This is a genomic window from Actinacidiphila polyblastidii, from assembly GCF_036353415.1.
GTDB classification, from domain to species: domain Bacteria; phylum Actinomycetota; class Actinomycetes; order Streptomycetales; family Streptomycetaceae; genus Actinacidiphila; species Actinacidiphila polyblastidii.
Genome location: NZ_JAZEWV010000023.1, coordinates 16,101 through 31,173 on the forward strand (window position 1 = coordinate 16,101; position 15,073 = coordinate 31,173).

15 protein-coding genes are annotated in these 15,073 nt (G+C 74.8%); 11 read left to right on the top strand and 4 right to left on the bottom strand.

All coding sequences use genetic code 11. The annotated features are described in order from the left end of the window. Positions 1 to 129: 129 nt before the first annotated feature. The 5 genes from V2S66_RS23565 to V2S66_RS23585 all read left to right on the top strand — a co-directional run bounded on the left by V2S66_RS23565 (position 130) and on the right by V2S66_RS23585 (position 4,801). Positions 130 to 552, top strand: coding sequence for a TlpA family protein disulfide reductase (locus V2S66_RS23565; RefSeq protein ID WP_330798155.1), 423 nt, complete (start codon positions 130 to 132; stop codon positions 550 to 552). Positions 553 to 769: 217 nt separating this feature from the next. Further along, positions 770 to 1,237, top strand: coding sequence for a flavin reductase family protein (locus V2S66_RS23570; RefSeq protein WP_330798278.1), 468 nt, complete (start codon positions 770 to 772; stop codon positions 1,235 to 1,237). Positions 1,238 to 1,498: 261 nt separating this feature from the next. Next, a complete protein-coding gene (locus V2S66_RS23575; RefSeq protein WP_330798156.1) occupies positions 1,499 to 2,284 on the top strand; it encodes an electron transfer flavoprotein subunit beta/FixA family protein in 786 nt (261 codons plus the stop codon). Positions 2,285 to 2,418: 134 nt separating this feature from the next. Then, entirely contained in the window at positions 2,419 to 3,381 is a 963-nt protein-coding gene (locus V2S66_RS23580) for an electron transfer flavoprotein subunit alpha/FixB family protein (protein ID WP_330798158.1), read from the top strand. 148 nt (positions 3,382 to 3,529) lie between these two features. Further along, on the top strand, positions 3,530 to 4,801 hold the full coding sequence (locus V2S66_RS23585; protein ID WP_330798160.1) for a DUF6986 family protein: 1,272 nt from the start codon (positions 3,530 to 3,532) through the stop codon (positions 4,799 to 4,801). A gap of 59 nt (positions 4,802 to 4,860) precedes the next feature. On the opposite strand, the gene V2S66_RS23590 is transcribed toward V2S66_RS23585, so the two are convergent. Further along, on the bottom strand, positions 4,861 to 5,850 hold the full coding sequence (locus tag V2S66_RS23590; RefSeq protein WP_330798161.1) for a LacI family DNA-binding transcriptional regulator: 990 nt from the start codon (positions 5,848 to 5,850) through the stop codon (positions 4,861 to 4,863). A 195-nt stretch (positions 5,851 to 6,045) separates the two neighbouring features. Here V2S66_RS23590 and V2S66_RS23595 point away from each other — a divergent pair, with 195 nt between their 5' ends. Next, the gene (locus V2S66_RS23595) at positions 6,046 to 7,017 is read left to right on the top strand and encodes an ROK family protein (RefSeq protein ID WP_330798163.1); all 972 of its coding nucleotides are present in this window, start codon (positions 6,046 to 6,048) and stop codon (positions 7,015 to 7,017) included. Between the two features lie 308 nt (positions 7,018 to 7,325). Beyond that, entirely contained in the window at positions 7,326 to 8,360 is a 1,035-nt protein-coding gene (locus V2S66_RS23600; protein ID WP_330798165.1) for an NUDIX hydrolase, read from the top strand. 71 nt (positions 8,361 to 8,431) lie between these two features. Here the strand turns inward: V2S66_RS23600 and V2S66_RS23605 are convergent, their stop codons facing one another. Next, complete coding sequence (locus V2S66_RS23605) at positions 8,432 to 9,805, bottom strand: dipeptidase (protein ID WP_330798166.1); 1,374 nt, start codon at positions 9,803 to 9,805, stop codon at positions 8,432 to 8,434. Between the two features lie 191 nt (positions 9,806 to 9,996). Here V2S66_RS23605 and V2S66_RS23610 point away from each other — a divergent pair, with 191 nt between their 5' ends. Next, complete coding sequence (locus tag V2S66_RS23610; protein ID WP_330798168.1) at positions 9,997 to 11,244, top strand: geranylgeranyl reductase family protein; 1,248 nt, start codon at positions 9,997 to 9,999, stop codon at positions 11,242 to 11,244. 55 nt (positions 11,245 to 11,299) lie between these two features. On the opposite strand, the gene V2S66_RS23615 is transcribed toward V2S66_RS23610, so the two are convergent. Then, the gene (locus V2S66_RS23615; protein ID WP_330798170.1) at positions 11,300 to 11,764 is read right to left on the bottom strand and encodes a nitroreductase family deazaflavin-dependent oxidoreductase; all 465 of its coding nucleotides are present in this window, start codon (positions 11,762 to 11,764) and stop codon (positions 11,300 to 11,302) included. 180 nt (positions 11,765 to 11,944) lie between these two features. Here V2S66_RS23615 and V2S66_RS23620 point away from each other — a divergent pair, with 180 nt between their 5' ends. From V2S66_RS23620 to V2S66_RS23630, 3 genes are all read left to right on the top strand, one after another. Continuing rightward, a complete protein-coding gene (locus tag V2S66_RS23620; RefSeq protein ID WP_330798171.1) occupies positions 11,945 to 12,724 on the top strand; it encodes a TetR/AcrR family transcriptional regulator in 780 nt (259 codons plus the stop codon). 64 nt (positions 12,725 to 12,788) lie between these two features. Next, positions 12,789 to 14,030, top strand: a complete 1,242-nt coding sequence (locus V2S66_RS23625) for a sensor histidine kinase (RefSeq protein ID WP_330798173.1) — start codon at positions 12,789 to 12,791, stop codon at positions 14,028 to 14,030. Beyond that, a complete protein-coding gene (locus V2S66_RS23630) occupies positions 14,027 to 14,692 on the top strand; it encodes a response regulator transcription factor (RefSeq protein ID WP_330798174.1) in 666 nt (221 codons plus the stop codon). The genes V2S66_RS23625 and V2S66_RS23630 overlap by 4 nt, the downstream gene beginning before the upstream one ends. On the opposite strand, the gene V2S66_RS23635 is transcribed toward V2S66_RS23630, so the two are convergent. Next, the gene (locus V2S66_RS23635) at positions 14,653 to 15,057 is read right to left on the bottom strand and encodes a DUF6332 family protein (RefSeq protein ID WP_330798176.1); all 405 of its coding nucleotides are present in this window, start codon (positions 15,055 to 15,057) and stop codon (positions 14,653 to 14,655) included. The two genes, V2S66_RS23630 and V2S66_RS23635, sit on opposite strands and share 40 nt — an antisense overlap. Between the last annotated feature and the right edge of the window lie 16 nt (positions 15,058 to 15,073).

Here is a 15,073-nt window from a genome sequence, read left to right on the forward strand (position 1 = left end):
GGCGCGTCCCGCGGCCGCCGCGGGAATCATTGCAGTCGCATGAACGCTGCACCGGTGGGCATGGACGTCATGCCCGTACGGGGCTTACCCAGGAACAACGGACCTGGAGCGCGAGCGGGAAGGACGGCGATGACGGGGCTGATCGTCTGTGCGGCCGTGCTGGCCGCCGCAACCGTCCACGGCCTCGTGCACCGGCGCAGGAACGGGAGGGTGCGGGTGCGCGCCAAGGACGGCGGGGAGCGGCTCACGGCCGCGGAACTGGGCGGGCCGCTGGGCGAGCGGGCCACCCTCGTGCAGTTCTCGAGCGCCTTCTGCGCGCCCTGCCGGGCCACCCGGCGGGTGCTCGGCGAGGTGACGCAGATCGTCGACGGCGTCCGGCACGTCGAGATCGACGCCGAGGCGCATCTGGAGCTGGTCCGCCGGCTCGGTGTGCTGAAGACCCCGACGGTCCTGGTGCTCGACGCCGGCGGCTCCGTCGTGCGCAGGGCCTCGGGACAGCCCCGCAAGGCGGACGTCATCGCCGCGCTGGGCGCCGCCGTCCAGACCGCATGACCGCCCGACCGGCGCCGGCCCGACCGGCGCACGAGGAACCGGCGCCGTCCCGGTCGGCACCGGCCCGGTCACCAGCGGCGCGGTCGCCCGGCCGGGCCGCCGCCGCGCTGCCCCACCGACCCCTGACGCCTGAGAAGGACGCCTGGTGACCGCTCCGACCGACACGGCGCGCCCCGGTGCGGCGCCCGACCCCGAGCCGTCCGCGCCGGCGCTCGACGTGGACGTCTTCCGCTCGGTGTTCCGCCGGCACGCGGCGGGCGTCGCCGTGATCACCGCGGCGGGTCCCGAGGGACCCGCCGGGTTCACCGCGACCTCGCTCAGCTCGGTGGCCGTGGAGCCGCCGCTGATCTCCTTCGGCGTCAGCACCGGGGCCTCCAGCTGGCCCGCGCTCGCCGAGGCGCCCTACGTCGGCGTGCACATACTCGGCGGCCACCAGGAGGACGTGGCGGCGCTGTTCGCCCGCAGCGGCGCCGACCGCTTCGGGCCCGGCACCGCCTGGCGCCCGGGACCGCACGGGGTGCCGCTGCTGGACGGCGTCGCCGCCTGGCTGGTGTGCAGGACGGTGGCCAGGGTGCCCGCGGGCGACCACCGCATCGTGCTGGCGCAGGCCGAGGCCGCCGGCCAGCAGGGCCCCGGCGACCCGCTGCTGTACCACGAGGGCGGCTTCCACCGGCTGCCGCGCTGAACCCCGCCGTCGACCGCACGCAAGTCGTGCGTCGTCCCTGTGTCCGCGCGTCGACCCTCGCCGGGCGCCGCTCACGCGGCGTTGGCCACGTCACAGTGCACGGGCCTTGCACATGCGTCGGCGGCTCTGTGTACTGGCGAGTAATATTTCGGTCGGGGCACTTGCCGCGTCCCGGCCGGAAGGCGCCGCGGCGGACGCCTATGCTGCGGTTGCCGGGGCAGTTGACGAAGACGTGCAGGACGATGCAGTAGGAGAGCAGGCGTGAGCTTGAGGATCGTAGTCGCAGTGAAGTACGTGCCCGACGCCACGGGCGACCGTCACTTCGCCGAGGACCTGACCACCGATCGCGACGCGGTGGACGGCCTGCTGTCGGAGCTTGACGAGTACGCGGTGGAGCAGGCGCTGCAGATCGCCGACGCCGCGGACGACGCGGAGATCACCGTGGTGACGGTGGGCCCCGAGGACGCGAAGGACGCTCTGCGCAAGGCGCTGTCGATGGGCGCCGACAAGGCCATCCACGTCGAGGACGACGCCCTGCACGGCACCGACGTCATCGGCACCTCGCTGGTGCTCGCCAAGGCGATCGAGCACGCCGGCTACGACCTGGTCGTCACCGGCATGGCCTCGACCGACGGCACCGCGGGCGTCGTCCCCGCGCTGCTCGCGGAGCGCCTGGGCATCCCGCAGGTCACCCTGCTGTCCGAGGTCGCGGTGGCGGACGGCAAGGTCACCGGGCGCAGGGACGGCGATGCGGCCAGCGAGCAGCTCGAGGCGTCGCTGCCCGCCCTGGTCTCGGTCACCGACCAGTCCGGCGAGGCCCGTTACCCCTCCTTCAAGGGCATCATGGCGGCGAAGAAGAAGCCGGTGGAGTCCCTCGACCTGTCCGACCTGGGCATCGACGAGGCCGAGGTCGGCCTGGGCGGGTCGTGGACCGCCGTGGAGACCGCCACCCAGCGCCCGCCGCGCACCGCGGGCACGATCGTCAAGGACGAGGGCGAGGGCGGCAAGCAGCTGGCCGAGTTCCTGGCCGCGCAGAAGTTCATCTGAGCGCGGCGGTTCCTCCGAGCGCGGCCGCCCGTGAGCGCGCGGCCGTCCGCCCCGGCCGAGCGCCGCAGCCGAGCGCCGCGGCGGCAAGGCCCGTCCTCCCCGCCCCCGTACCGAATCCGCAGGAGATCACACCCATGGCTGAAGTCCTCGTCTACGTCGACCACGTGGACGGCGCCGTCCGCAAGCCGACCCTCGAACTGCTCACCCTCGCCCGCCGGATCGGCGAGCCCGTCGCGGTCCACCTCGGCCCCGGCGCCGAGACCGCCGCGCCGGTGCTGGCCGAGCACGGCGCCACCCGGGTACTGGCCGCCGACGCGCCCGAGTTCGCCGACTACCTCGTGGTGCCCAAGGTCGACGCGCTGGAGGCCGCCGCGAAGGCGGTGAACCCCGCCGCGGTGCTGGTGCCTTCCTCGGGGGAGGGCAAGGAGGTCGCCGCGCGCCTGGCGCTGCGGCTGGGCTCCGGCATCATCACCGACGCCACCGACCTGGAGGCCGGCGCCGACGGCCCGGTCGCCACGCAGTCGGTGTTCGCGGCGGCGTTCACCACCAGGTCCAAGGTCAGCAAGGGCATCCCGGTCATCACCGTCAAGCCCAACTCCGCACCGGTCGAGGCCGCCCCGGCGGCCGGTACGGTCGAGCCGCTCGCGGTGACCTTCGGCGCGCTGGCCACCGGCACCAAGGTCGTCTCCCGCACCCCGCGCCAGTCCACCGGGCGCCCCGAGCTGACCGAGGCCGCGATCGTGGTCTCCGGCGGCCGCGGCGTCAACGGCGCCGAGAACTTCTCGGTCATCGAGGCGCTCGCCGACTCCCTCGGCGCGGCCGTCGGCGCCTCGCGCGCCGCGGTCGACGCCGGCTGGTACCCGCACACCAACCAGGTCGGCCAGACCGGCAAGTCGGTCTCGCCGCAGCTCTACATCGCCAACGGCATCTCCGGCGCCATCCAGCACCGGGCCGGCATGCAGACCTCGAAGACCATCGTCGCGGTCAACAAGGACGCCGAGGCCCCGATCTTCGACCTCGTCGACTACGGCGTCGTCGGCGACCTCTTCCAGGTCGTCCCGCAGCTCACCGAGGCGGTCGAGGCCCGCAAGGGCTGATGAGCCTCCCGCCGGCAGCCGTCTCCGGGCCCCCGCACGCCGCCAGGCGCGCGGGGGCCCTCGCGTCCGCTGTTGACCGTCGCGCCGGGTCGCCGCTAGCTTCGCCTTCAACGAAATGTTGAAGTCTCCGGACCCGGGAGGGCGCTCCATGGCACAGGCGGCCGGCACGACACTGGCGGACTCCGTACGTACCCGGGTCGGCGCCTCGCTCGCCGCAACCGACGCCGAACTCGCCCGCCGCTACCCCGGCGACCCCGGCACCCGCCAGCCGGTGCACACCGTCTACGTCCCCGCCGACGCCTTCACCGCGGGGACCGTGCGGGCCTGGGGAGACCAGGCGCTCGCCGCCCTGGACACGCACGCGCCCGGCGCCGCCGCGCTCGCCGACCTCCTCGACCTGCCCGCACCGCTCGCCGCCGAGGTGCACGACCGGATGCGCGCCAAGCTGCGCCGCGAACCCGTCGAGGACCTGCGGATCGACTTCGAGGACGGCTACGGCCCGCGCCCGGACGCCGAGGAGGACGCCGCCGCCGTCACCGCCGCCCGCACCGTGGCCGCGGCGGTCGCGGACGGCACCGCGCCCCCGTACGTCGGCATCCGCATGAAGTGCATGGAGGCCGCCGTCCGCGACCGCGGCATCCGCACCCTGGACCTGTTCCTGACCACCCTGCTGGACACCGGCGGGCTGCCCTCGGGGCTCGTCCTCACGCTGCCCAAGGTCACCTTCCCCGCGCAGGTCGCGGCGATGGCCGGGGTGTGCGAGGAGTTCGAGCGCGCCGCGGGGCTGCCCGCGGGGCGGATCGGCTTCGAGATCCAGATCGAGACCCCGCAGGCCATCCTCGGCCCCGACGGCGCCGCCACCGTCCCCCGGCTCATCGACGCCGCCGAAGGCCGCGCCACCGCACTGCACTACGGCACCTTCGACTACAGCGCGGCCTGCGGCGTCAGCGCCGCCCACCAGTCCCTCGACCACCCCGTCGCCGACCACGCCAAGGCCGTCATGCAGGCCGCCGCCGCCGGGACCGGCGTACGCCTCAGCGACGGCTCCACCAACGTCCTCCCGGTCGGCCCCACCTCGCAGGTGCACGCCGCCTGGCGACTCCACCACGGCCTGGTCCGCCGCTCCCTGGCCCGCGCCTACTACCAGGGCTGGGACATGCACCCCGGGCACCTGCCGACCCGCTACGCGGCCGTCTACGCCTTCTATCGCGAGGGCCTCGACGCCGCCGCGCAGCGGCTGGCCGCCTACGTCGCCAAGGCGGGCGGCGACGTGATGGACGAACCCGCCACCGCACGGGCGCTCAGCGGCTACCTGCTGCGGGGCGTGGACTGCGGCGCCGTCGACCTCGCCGAGGTGACCGGGCTGACCGGCATCGACCGCGCCGGACTCGACGCCCTCGCCGGACGCCCGCAGGCGTGAGCACGGCCCGCGGGCCGCGCTCGGGAGGACGGCCGGCTCAGGAGGACGGCCGGCCGCGCTCAGGAGGACGGCGGGATCTCCCCGGAACCGCGGGGGATCAGCCGGGCCGGCAGTTCGGTGCGGGTCGGCGCGTCCGTGGTGAGGCCGTCCAGCCGCCGGAACAGCAGCTGCGCGGCGGTCCTGCCCAGGCCCGGGGCGTCCTGCGCGACGACCGTGACCGGCGGGCTCAGCAGGTCGGCCAGCTCGAAGTCGTCGAAGCCCACCAGGGCCACCGGCCGCGGATGGTCCGACAGCACCCGCACCGCGGTCACGGTGACGCGGTTGTTCCCCGCGAACAGCGCCGTCACCGGCTCGGGCCCCGACAGCATGACGGCCAGCGCCGCGCGCACCCGGTCCGGTGTGGTCGGCCCCATCGCGTACCACTGCGGCAGCACCGGCAGCGCCGCGTTCGCCATCGCCTCGCGGTAGCCGCGCAGCCGCTCGTTGGCGGTGTGGATGCTCGGCTGGTCGCCGATGAAGCCGATCCTGCGGTGGCCGTGCGCGATCAGATGGGCCACGCCGTCCCTGGTGCCGCCGGCGTTGTCGGTGAGGACCACGTCGGCGTCGACGCGCCCGGCCGGGCGGTCCACGAACACCGTCGCCACGCCCGCCTCCATCTCCGGCGCCAGATAGCGGTGGTCGTCGCTGGCCGGCACGACCACCAGACCGTCCACCCGGCGGGCGCAGAACGCCAGCACCAGCTCCTGCTCGCGCCGCGGGTCCTCCGCGCTGGACCCGGTGAACAGCAGTGCCCCGTGCGAGCGTGCGACGTCCTCCACCGCGCGGCTGAGCGGCGCGTAGAAGGGGTCGGCGAGATCCTCGAGGACCAGCCCCACGCTGGAGGTGCGCCGGGTGCGCAGCAGGCGTGCGCTGTCGTTGCGGCGGAATCCCAGGGCGTCGATCGCCGCCTGGACCCGGGCCACCGTGTCCGGCGTGACGCCCGCTTCCTCGTTCACCACACGGGACACCGTCTTGAGTCCGACGCCCGCGCGGGCGGCGACATCCTTCATGGTGGGCCGGGGGGTACGTCCAGGTGTTTGGGTCACGGTCGTAGTATTCCCTGCGGCAAGAGATGGACAACGTTGTCAGAGACAGGCGAGACTACTCCTGGGACCGTCTCTGCGGAACCCTGGTGACCTGGCACCCGCTCACGGCATGTTTTCGGCGACATGCCCGCGGCGACCGACGAAGGAGAAACCCGAGCGATGCACCCTCACGGCGCGACCGGTCCACTCGTGGCCGCACTGGACATCGGCGGCACCAAGATCGCCGGTGCGCTGGTCGACGCGGAAGGGCAGCTCCTGACCAAGGCGCTGCGGCCGACCCCCGCGACCGAGGACGGCGAGAGTGTGCTGCGCGCGGTCACCGACGTCCTCGACGAGCTGCGCGCCGTCCCCCAGTGGCCCGCGACGATCGCGGTCGGGATCGGCAGCGCGGGCCCGGTCGACGCGCTCCACGGCACGGTCAGCCCCGTCAACGTCCCCGGCTGGCGCGAGTTCCCCCTCGTGTCCCGCGTCTCGCAGGCCGTCGGGGGCCTGCCCGTGGCGCTCACCGGTGACGGGGTCGCCATGACCGCGGCCGAGCACTGGCAGGGCGCGGCCCGCGGCTACGACAACGCCCTGTGCATGGTGGTCTCCACCGGCGTGGGCGGCGGCCTGGTCCTCGGCGGCGCGCTGGTGCCCGGCCCGACCGGCAACGCCGGGCACATCGGGCACATCAGCGTCGACCTCGACGGGGACCTGTGCCCGTGCGGGTCGCGCGGCTGCGTCGAACGCATCGCCAGCGGTCCCAACATCGCCCGCAGCGCCCTCGGCGGCGGCTGGCAGCCCCCGGCCGGCGTCGCCGCCACCGCGGCCGCCGTCGCCGACGCGGCGCGGGCCGGCGACCGCGTCGCCCTCGCCGCCTTCGACCGCGCCGCCCAGGCGCTCGCCGCGGGCATCGCGGCGACCGCGACGCTCGTCGAGATCCAGGTCGCCGTCGTCGGCGGCGGGGTGGCCAACGCGGGGCCGGTCCTCTTCGATCCGCTGCGCGAGCACCTGTCGCGGTACGCGACGCTCTCGTTCGCGGCGGGGGTGGAGGTGGTGCCGGCGAAGCTCGGCACGGATGCGGGGCTCGTGGGGGCGGCGGCCGCGGCTGCGGAGTCCCTCCGCCTGGAGGGGTTCACGTCCGCGCCCTGACGGCGCCCCTTTCCCGCCTCCCGCCTCCGGGCCGCCCGGTGACCTCCTCCGCCGGCGCAACGCCCCCGGCGGGTGGGCCGGGGCACCCCCTCCCGGTCCCCTTCCCGTCCCCGCCTGCCTCCTCGGCGGCCGACTGCGAGTGAGGGGGCGGCAAGGTCCTGCCCTGGCGGCGTCCACCCGTCGCCGCACGCCGAGACGGCGTGTGCGGGCGACCCCCACGGGGCGGCGCGGCGTCGGAAGAGGGGCGGCGCGTTTGCCGGGGCCGATGATCCGGGCAATTCGTAGGGGTCTACGGATAAGGGGGCACCGTGATCATCTGGGTGAACGGAGCGTTCGGCGCGGGCAAGTCGAGCGCCGCCCGCGAACTGCTGGACCTGATACCGGACAGCACCCTCTACGACCCAGAGGCGGTCGGCGACTGCCTGCGCCGGCTGCTGCCGGCGAAGCGTCTCGAAGAGGTCACCGACTACCAGGAACTCCCCATCTGGCGGCGCCTGGTGATCGAGGGCGCCGCGGCGCTGCTGCACGAGGTCGGGGGGGTGCTCGTGACGCCGATGACGGTGCTGCGCCAGGAGCACCGCGACGAGATCTTCGGGGGACTCGCGGCTCGGGGCATCGACGTGCGGCACGTGCTGCTGGAGCCCGGAGAAACGATTTTGCGAGGGCGGATCGCCGCGCGTGGCGCGGATCAGGACGGTCTGAACGCGGCGGACGCCGGTCGGCGCTGGGCGCTGGACCGGATCGCCGACTACCAGGCCGCGCTGCCGTGGCTGTCGGCCGACGCGTACACGGTGGCCACCGGGGGCCTGACGCCCCGTGAGACGGCCTCGCGGGTGGCCGAGGCGGTGGGCCGCGGGGAGGGGGCCTGCGGGATCGTGCAGACGCCGGAGCCGCGCACCGAGACGGTGGCCGCCGGGGTGCTGCTCTTCGACGACGCCGACCGGGTGCTGCTGGTGGACCCCACGTACAAGCCGGGTTGGGAGTTCCCCGGCGGGATCGTCGAGCACGGCGAGTCGCCGACACGGGCCGGGCGGCGCGAGGTCGCCGAGGAACTCGGCCTGGAGCTCGGCGGCGGACTCGAACTGCTCGTCGTGGACTGGGAGCCCCCGCAGCCGCCCGCCCACGGCGGCATACGGCTGCTCTTCGATGGCGGCCGGATGCCCGTCGCCGACATCGGGCGGCTGCTGCTGCCGCAGTCGGAGCTGCGCGGGTGGCGCTTCGTCACCGAGGAGGAGGCGGCGGGACTCCTCCCGCCGGTCCGCCTGGACCGGCTGCGCTGGGCGCTGCGCGCCCGCGAGCAGGGGCGCCCGCTGCACCTCGAAGCGGGCCATCCCGCGGAGTAGGGCGCCGGCGGATCGCCCCGTTGGGCCGTCCCGGCCTGCTGGTGGGGGCCGGGACGGCCCGGGGCGCAGGGTCAGACGCCCTGCGTGGCGGACTGCGCGGCGGCGTAGCGCCGCAGGAAGAGCGCCTCGGTCAGCGAGAGCCGCTCGAGCTCCTCGGGGGAGACGCTCTCGTTGACCGCGTGGATGCGGGCGTCCGGCTCGCTCAGGCCGATCAGCAGGATCTCCGCCCGGGGGTAGAGGGTGGCCAGGGTGTTGCACAAGGGGATCGAACCGCCGTTGCCCGCCTCGGCCATCTGCTGCCCGTACGCCTCCTGCATCGCCTCGGCCATCGCCGCGTACGCCGGGCTGCCGGTGTCGGCGGCGAAGGGCTGGCCGCTGCCGCGCTGCGTCACCTCGACCCGGGCGCCCCACGGCGCGGCCGCCCGCAGGTGCGCGGTCAGGGCGTCGGCTGTCTTCGCCGCGTCGAAGCCGGGCGGCACCCGCACGCTGACCAGGGCGCCGGCCGTGGCCTGCACGGAGGGGGTGGCGCCGATCACGGGCGGGGCGTCGATGCCGAGCACGGTGACCGCGGGGCGGGCCCAGAGCCGGTCGGAGATGCCGCCGGTGCCGACCAGTGCGACGCCGTCCAGCACCTTGGCGTCTTGCCGGAAGTCCGCCTCCTCGTAGACGATGCCGGGCCATTCACCGCTGGCGTCCACGCCGTCGATGGTCGTCGCGCCGGTGGCGTCGCGGAGCGAGGCGAGGATCTGGATCAGTGCGGCCAGCGCGTCGGGCGCGGCGCCGCCGAACATCCCGGAGTGCAGGTTGCCCTCCAGCGTGGCGACCCGCACCTCCAGCACCGCCATGCCGCGCAGCGCCGAGGTGACGGTCGGCAGCCCCAGCCGGAAGTTCCCGGCGTCGCCGATGACGATGGTGTCGGCCTTCAGCAGGTCGGGGTGCTCCTCGGCGTAGCGCTCCAGACCTCCGGTGCCCTGCTCCTCGGAACCCTCCACGATCACCTTGACGTTGACCGGCACGCCGCCCTGCTCGCGCAGCGCCCGCAGCGCGGTCAGGTGCATGAGCAGCCCGCCCTTGCAGTCGGCCGCGCCGCGCCCGTACCAGCGGCCGTCCCGCTCGGTCAGCTCGAACGGCGGCGACAGCCACGCCGACTCGTCCAGCGGCGGCTGCACGTCGTAGTGGGCGTAGAGCAGCACCGTGGGCGCGTCGGCAGGTCCTGGCAGGTAGCCGTAGACCGACTGGGTGCCGTCGGGCGTGTCCAGCAGCGCCACATCCTGGAAGCCGTCGGCGCGCAGCGCCCGGGTGATCCAGCCGGCGGCCTTCTCCGACTCGCTCTTCGGGAACTGCCGCCAGTCCGCCACCGAGGCGAACGACACCAGCTCGGCCAGCTCGGTCCGGGCCTGCGGGATCAGCGCGGCCACGGTCTCGGCGAGCGGAACGGACGACATGAGGACTCCTTGCGCGTTGTTGGCGTGATCTGCGGCCGGGGAACACCCCGGCTGGCGCGGCCGTTGGCGACCGCGGTGGCACCTGCCGATGGTGCCACAGCGAGCTGTTCCACCCGGGCGCATAGGATGCGCCTGAACAGCCAGGTCAGCACGAGACAGCCGAACGGGCCGAGCAGGAGCGGGAAACAGACGTGAGCGGTGAGCAGGCGGCGCAGGACAGTGGTGCGGGGGACGGCGAGGGCCCCGTGGTCTGGGACGTCGTGGTGATCGGCGCGGGCCCGGCGGGAGCCTCGGCCGCGCACGCCGCGGCCGTGACCGGGCGTCGGGTGCTCCTGTTGGAGAAGGCGGAGCTGCCGCGGTACAAGACATGCGGCGGCGGAATCATCGGGCCGTCCCGGGACGCCTTGCCGCCCGGTTTCGAACTGCCGCTGCGGGACCGGGTGCACGCCGTCACCTTCAGCCTCAACGGCAGGATGACCCGCACCAAGCGCTCCCGGCAGATGCTGTTCGGGCTGATCAACCGGCCCGAGTTCGACGCCGGGCTGGTCGACGCCGCCCGCGAGGCGGGCGCGCAGGTGCGCACCGGCGTGACCGTCTCCCGGGTCGAGCAGCACGGCCCCGGCGTCCCCGACCGGCGTACGGTCGCGGTCATCGTCAACAGCACCGCCTCCGGCGGCCAGCAGGACGAGGTCGTCTACGCGCGGGCCGTGGTCGGCGCCGACGGCAGTGCCAGCCGGATAGGAGCACACGTCGGCGTCAAGCTCGACCAGGTCGACCTCGGCCTGGAGTCGGAGATCCCGGTGCCGGCGTCCGTCGCCGACGACTGGGCCGGCCGGGTGCTCATCGACTGGGGACCGCTGCCCGGCAGCTACGGCTGGGTCTTCCCCAAGGGCGACTCCCTGACGGTGGGTGTGATCTCCGCGCGCGGCGACGGCGGCGCGACCAAGCGCTACCTCGACGACTTCATCGCCCGGCTGGGTCTGGCCGGCTTCGAGCCGAGCGTGTCCTCCGGCCATCTGACCCGCTGCCGGGCCGACGACTCCCCGCTGTCCCGCGGCCGGGTGCTGGTCTGCGGCGACGCGGCCGGCCTGCTGGAACCCTGGACCCGCGAGGGCATCTCCTACGCTTTGCGCTCCGGCCGGCTGGCGGGGGAGTGGGCGGTGCGTATCGCGGAGTCGCACGACGCGGTGGACGCGCGCCGCCAGGCTCTCAACTACACCTTCGCGGTGAAGGCGGGGCTCGGCGTGGAGATGGGCGTCGGCCGCCGCATGCTGGCCCTGTTCGAGAAGCGCCCCGGGGTGCTGCACGCCGTGCTCACCACCTTCCCGCCCGCCTGGCGCGCCTTCGCGGGCATCACCCGCGGCAAGAGCTCGCTGGCCGAACTGGTCCGCACCCACCCGCTGGCCCGCCGCGCGCTGGAGTCCGTCGACCGCGCCTGACCGCTCGTGCCCGCGGCGGCCGGAGGCCGTTCGGCCGCCGCGCGGGCCCGGATCGTCACCTGCCCTCGGCGCGGTCGAGCCGGAACACCGGGTGCTTGGGCGCTATGGCGCGCAGCTCCTCGTCCGTGGAGTCCGGGCCGACACCACCGAAGAAGACGCCCACTTCGGCCTTCCAGCGCTTGAGGTAGGCCCTCAGCACGTCCGCCTTGTCCTCGTCGGCCACCTCGGTGGCGGTGAACTCCTCGACGCGCTTGCCGAGCAGCAGCCGCCCGCCGCCGGCCGCCCGCATGTTGTGGGTCCACTGCACGTGGCCTCGGGGGGCGACCAGATAGCGGTCGCCGTCGACGGTCAGCAGGTTCACCGGTGTGCGGCGCCACTCGCCGCTCTTGCGGCCGCGGACGGCCAGCACCCGCGAACCCCAGACGCTGATGCCGCGCCGGGTCATCCACGTGACGGCGCGGTTGAAGACGTTGACGGTGAACCAGCCGGGCTTCTGAACGTGCAGGGCCTGCTCGGACATGACGACTCCTCCGTTGTCAGTGTGCTCTCCGGCACACCGGGCGACCACTTCCGTGAGCGCCCTTCGCATTTTGTGAGCACCGCTCTCTCTTGAGAACAGTCTGCCGGATGCATCGCCGGAATGGCAAGAGCGCCGCTCTCTTTTTTGTTCGACGCTCTCGAACTGTGGCAGAATGGGCCCATGAGCGTCATCAAGGGAGCCAGGGAACGGGCCAGGATCGAGGTCACCGCGGCCATCAAGGAAGAGGCCAGACGCCAGCTCGCCGCCGAGGGCGCGGTGCGGCTGTCGCTGCGCTCGGTCGCCCGCGAGCTGGGCATGGCCTCCTCCGCGCTCTACCGCTACTTCCCCAGCCGCGACGACCTGCTCACCGCGCTGATCATCGACGCCTACGACGCGATAGGCGCCGTCGCGGAGCAGGCCGAGGCGGACACCGAGCACGCCGCCCCGGCCGACCGCTGGATCGCCGTCTGCCGGGCGGCACGCGACTGGGCGGTGCGGCACCCCCACGAGTACGCCCTGATCTACGGCTCACCCGTGCCCGGCTACTCCGCGCCCCAGGACACCGTGACACCGGCCTCCCGGGTCGCCCTCGCCCTGGTCCGCGTGGTGCGCGACGCCCACCGCACGGGCCGGCTCGGCCCCCCGCAGGGCCGTCCGCTGGCCGCCCCGGTCCGCGCCGACGCCGGCCGGCTCGCCGCCGAGATCGCCCCCGACCTGCCGATCGCCGCCATCGCCGCGCTCGTCGCCGCCTGGGCCCAGGTCTTCGGCATCGTCAGCTTCGAGGTGTTCGGCCAGTTCAACAGGGTGGTGGAGGCGCGCGGCCCGTTCTTCGACCAGTCCGCAGCGGCGCTCGCCGCCCAGGTCGGCCTCGTCCCCTCGGCGGCCGCCGACACCGGATCGGCCACCCCCCGATCGGCTGACGCGGCGCCCGGCGACACGCCCGGGCCGTACTGCCGCTGAAGTAGCCGCGGCGCCCCCGGCAGGCGGACGCCGCGCACGTCGGGACCGGTCTAGCGTGAGAGCCATGACCTACGAGGAGCCGCCCGGGCCGCCGCATCGCACGGGCCCGGCCGGCCGTCGGCCCGTCTGGGTCCTGGCGATCGTCCTCGCCGTCGTCCACGTGGTCGGCACCAGCGTCGCGGCGCGCCACCAGCCGCAGCGCGTCCCGCTCGACGCCGTCGGCTACCTGCTGCTCCTCGCCGGGCCCGCGCTGCTGCTCCTGCGCCGCAGCAGGCCGGTCCTGATGAGCGCGGCGACCGGCGCGGTGACGCTGCTCTACGTGGTCCTCGGCTACCCCTGGGGCCCGGTTTTCGCCAGCCTGGTCGTCGCCTTCTTCACCGCCGTCGCCGCGGGACACCGCAGAGCCGTGCTGATCGTCGCCGCCGTGGTCTACGCCGGGCATGCGGCGGTGGCCGCACGGCTCTACCGCTGGCTGCCGCCCGCGCACGACCACGGCCTGTCGTGGGCGGGGATCTCGGGCTCGGCGGCGTGGCTGCTCGCGGTCCTCGCGGGCGCCGAACTCTTCCGGGTCCGCCGCGAGCAGATCGCCGGGGCCCGCCGCGAACGCGCCGAGAGCGCGCGCCGCCGCGCGGACGAGGAGCGCCTGCGGATCGCCCGCGAACTCCACGACGTCCTGGCGCACAGCATCTCGGTGATCAACGTGCAGGCCGGCGTCGCGCTCGCCCTCATCGACGAACACCCGGAGCAGGCCCGCACCGCGCTGACCACCATCAAGGCGGCCGGCAAGGAGGCGCTGGGGGAGGTCCGCCAGGTGCTCGGCGCCCTGCGCGCCCCGGGCGACGCGCCCCGCTCGCCTGCCCCCGGCCTCGACCGGCTGCCGGAACTCCTGGCCCAGGCGGCTGCCGCCGGGCTCGCCGCCGACGTCACCGTCGCGGGGGCCCGCACACCGCTGCCGCCCGGCGTCGACCTCGCGGCGTTCCGAATCGTCCAGGAGGCGCTGACCAACATCGTCCGCCACTCCGGCGCCCGTAGCGCGCGGGTGCGGCTGCACTACGCACCACGGTCGCTGGAGGTGCGGGTGGACGACGGCGGGACCGCGGTCGCGGGCGGCGAGAGCAGCGGCGGCAACGGCCTGCTCGGCATGCGCGAGCGTGCGGCCGCTCTCGGCGGCTCCGTCGAGGCCGGCCCCCGGCCGGGCGGCGGCTTCCGGGTGCGCGCCGAACTTCCGCTGGCCGGGGGCGCGCCGCACGCCGCGCCGCCACGGGCCGTGGACGCCCCGCCCCCGACTGCCGAGGAGCCCCGATGATCCGCGTACTGCTGGCAGACGACCAGGTGCTGGTCAGAGCCGGCTTCCGGGCGCTGCTCGACGCCCAGTCCGACATCGAGGTGGTCGGCGAGGCGGCGGACGGCGAGCAGGCGGTGCGCCTGGCCCGCGAACTGGCCCCCGACGCGGTGCTGATGGACATCCGGATGCCGACGACGGACGGACTCGAGGCGACCCGGAGGATCACCGCGGACCCGGCGCTCGGCCAGGTCAGGGTGATCGTGCTGACCACCTTCGAACTCGACGAGTACGTCTTCGAGGCGATCAGGTCCGGCGCGTCCGGATTCCTGGTCAAGGACGCCGAGCCGGCGGAGCTGCTGCGCGCGGTCCGCGCGGTGGTGGGCGGCGACGCGCTGCTGTCGCCCGGTGTCACCCGCCGGCTGATCGCCGAGTTCGCCGCCCGCTCCAGGGAGCCCGCGGCGGCGGCCGGCCTCGACCGGCTCACCGACCGGGAGCGCGAGGTGATGGCCCTGGTCGGCATCGGCCTGTCCAACGACGAGATCGCCCGCCGGCTGGTGGTCAGCCCGCTCACCGCCAAGACGCACGTCAGCCGCGCGATGGTGAAACTCGGCGCCCGGGACCGCGCCCAACTCGTCGTGCTCGCCTACGAGTCGGGGCTGGTCCGGCCCGGCTGGCTCGGTTGATCCGGTGGCCGCTCGCGGTCCCCGGCCGCCGGTCGCCGCTGCCGCGGCACCCGAGGCTCGGTGTCCGCCGCCTCCTGCGCACCGCTGTCCGGCCCGTCGGGCTGCCGCGCGTCCGCGTCGGTGTCCGACAGCCGATGCTCGAAGCGGCGCAGCGTCCTCGCCACCCGCCAGCAGAAAGCCGCGGTGGCCGCGACCACCGCGCCGGTCAGCCAGCCCTTGCGCGCGGCGCCGTGCGCGTCACCGGCGAGCACCGGACCGCACACGGCCAGGAACCCGGCCGCCGCGAGCAGCGCTCCGGTGAAGGCGGCGTAGATCATCTCGACGGTCCGCGCGTCGCGTTCGGCACTGGTCCTGCCCTGGTGCATCCCCGCTCCTCCCCGT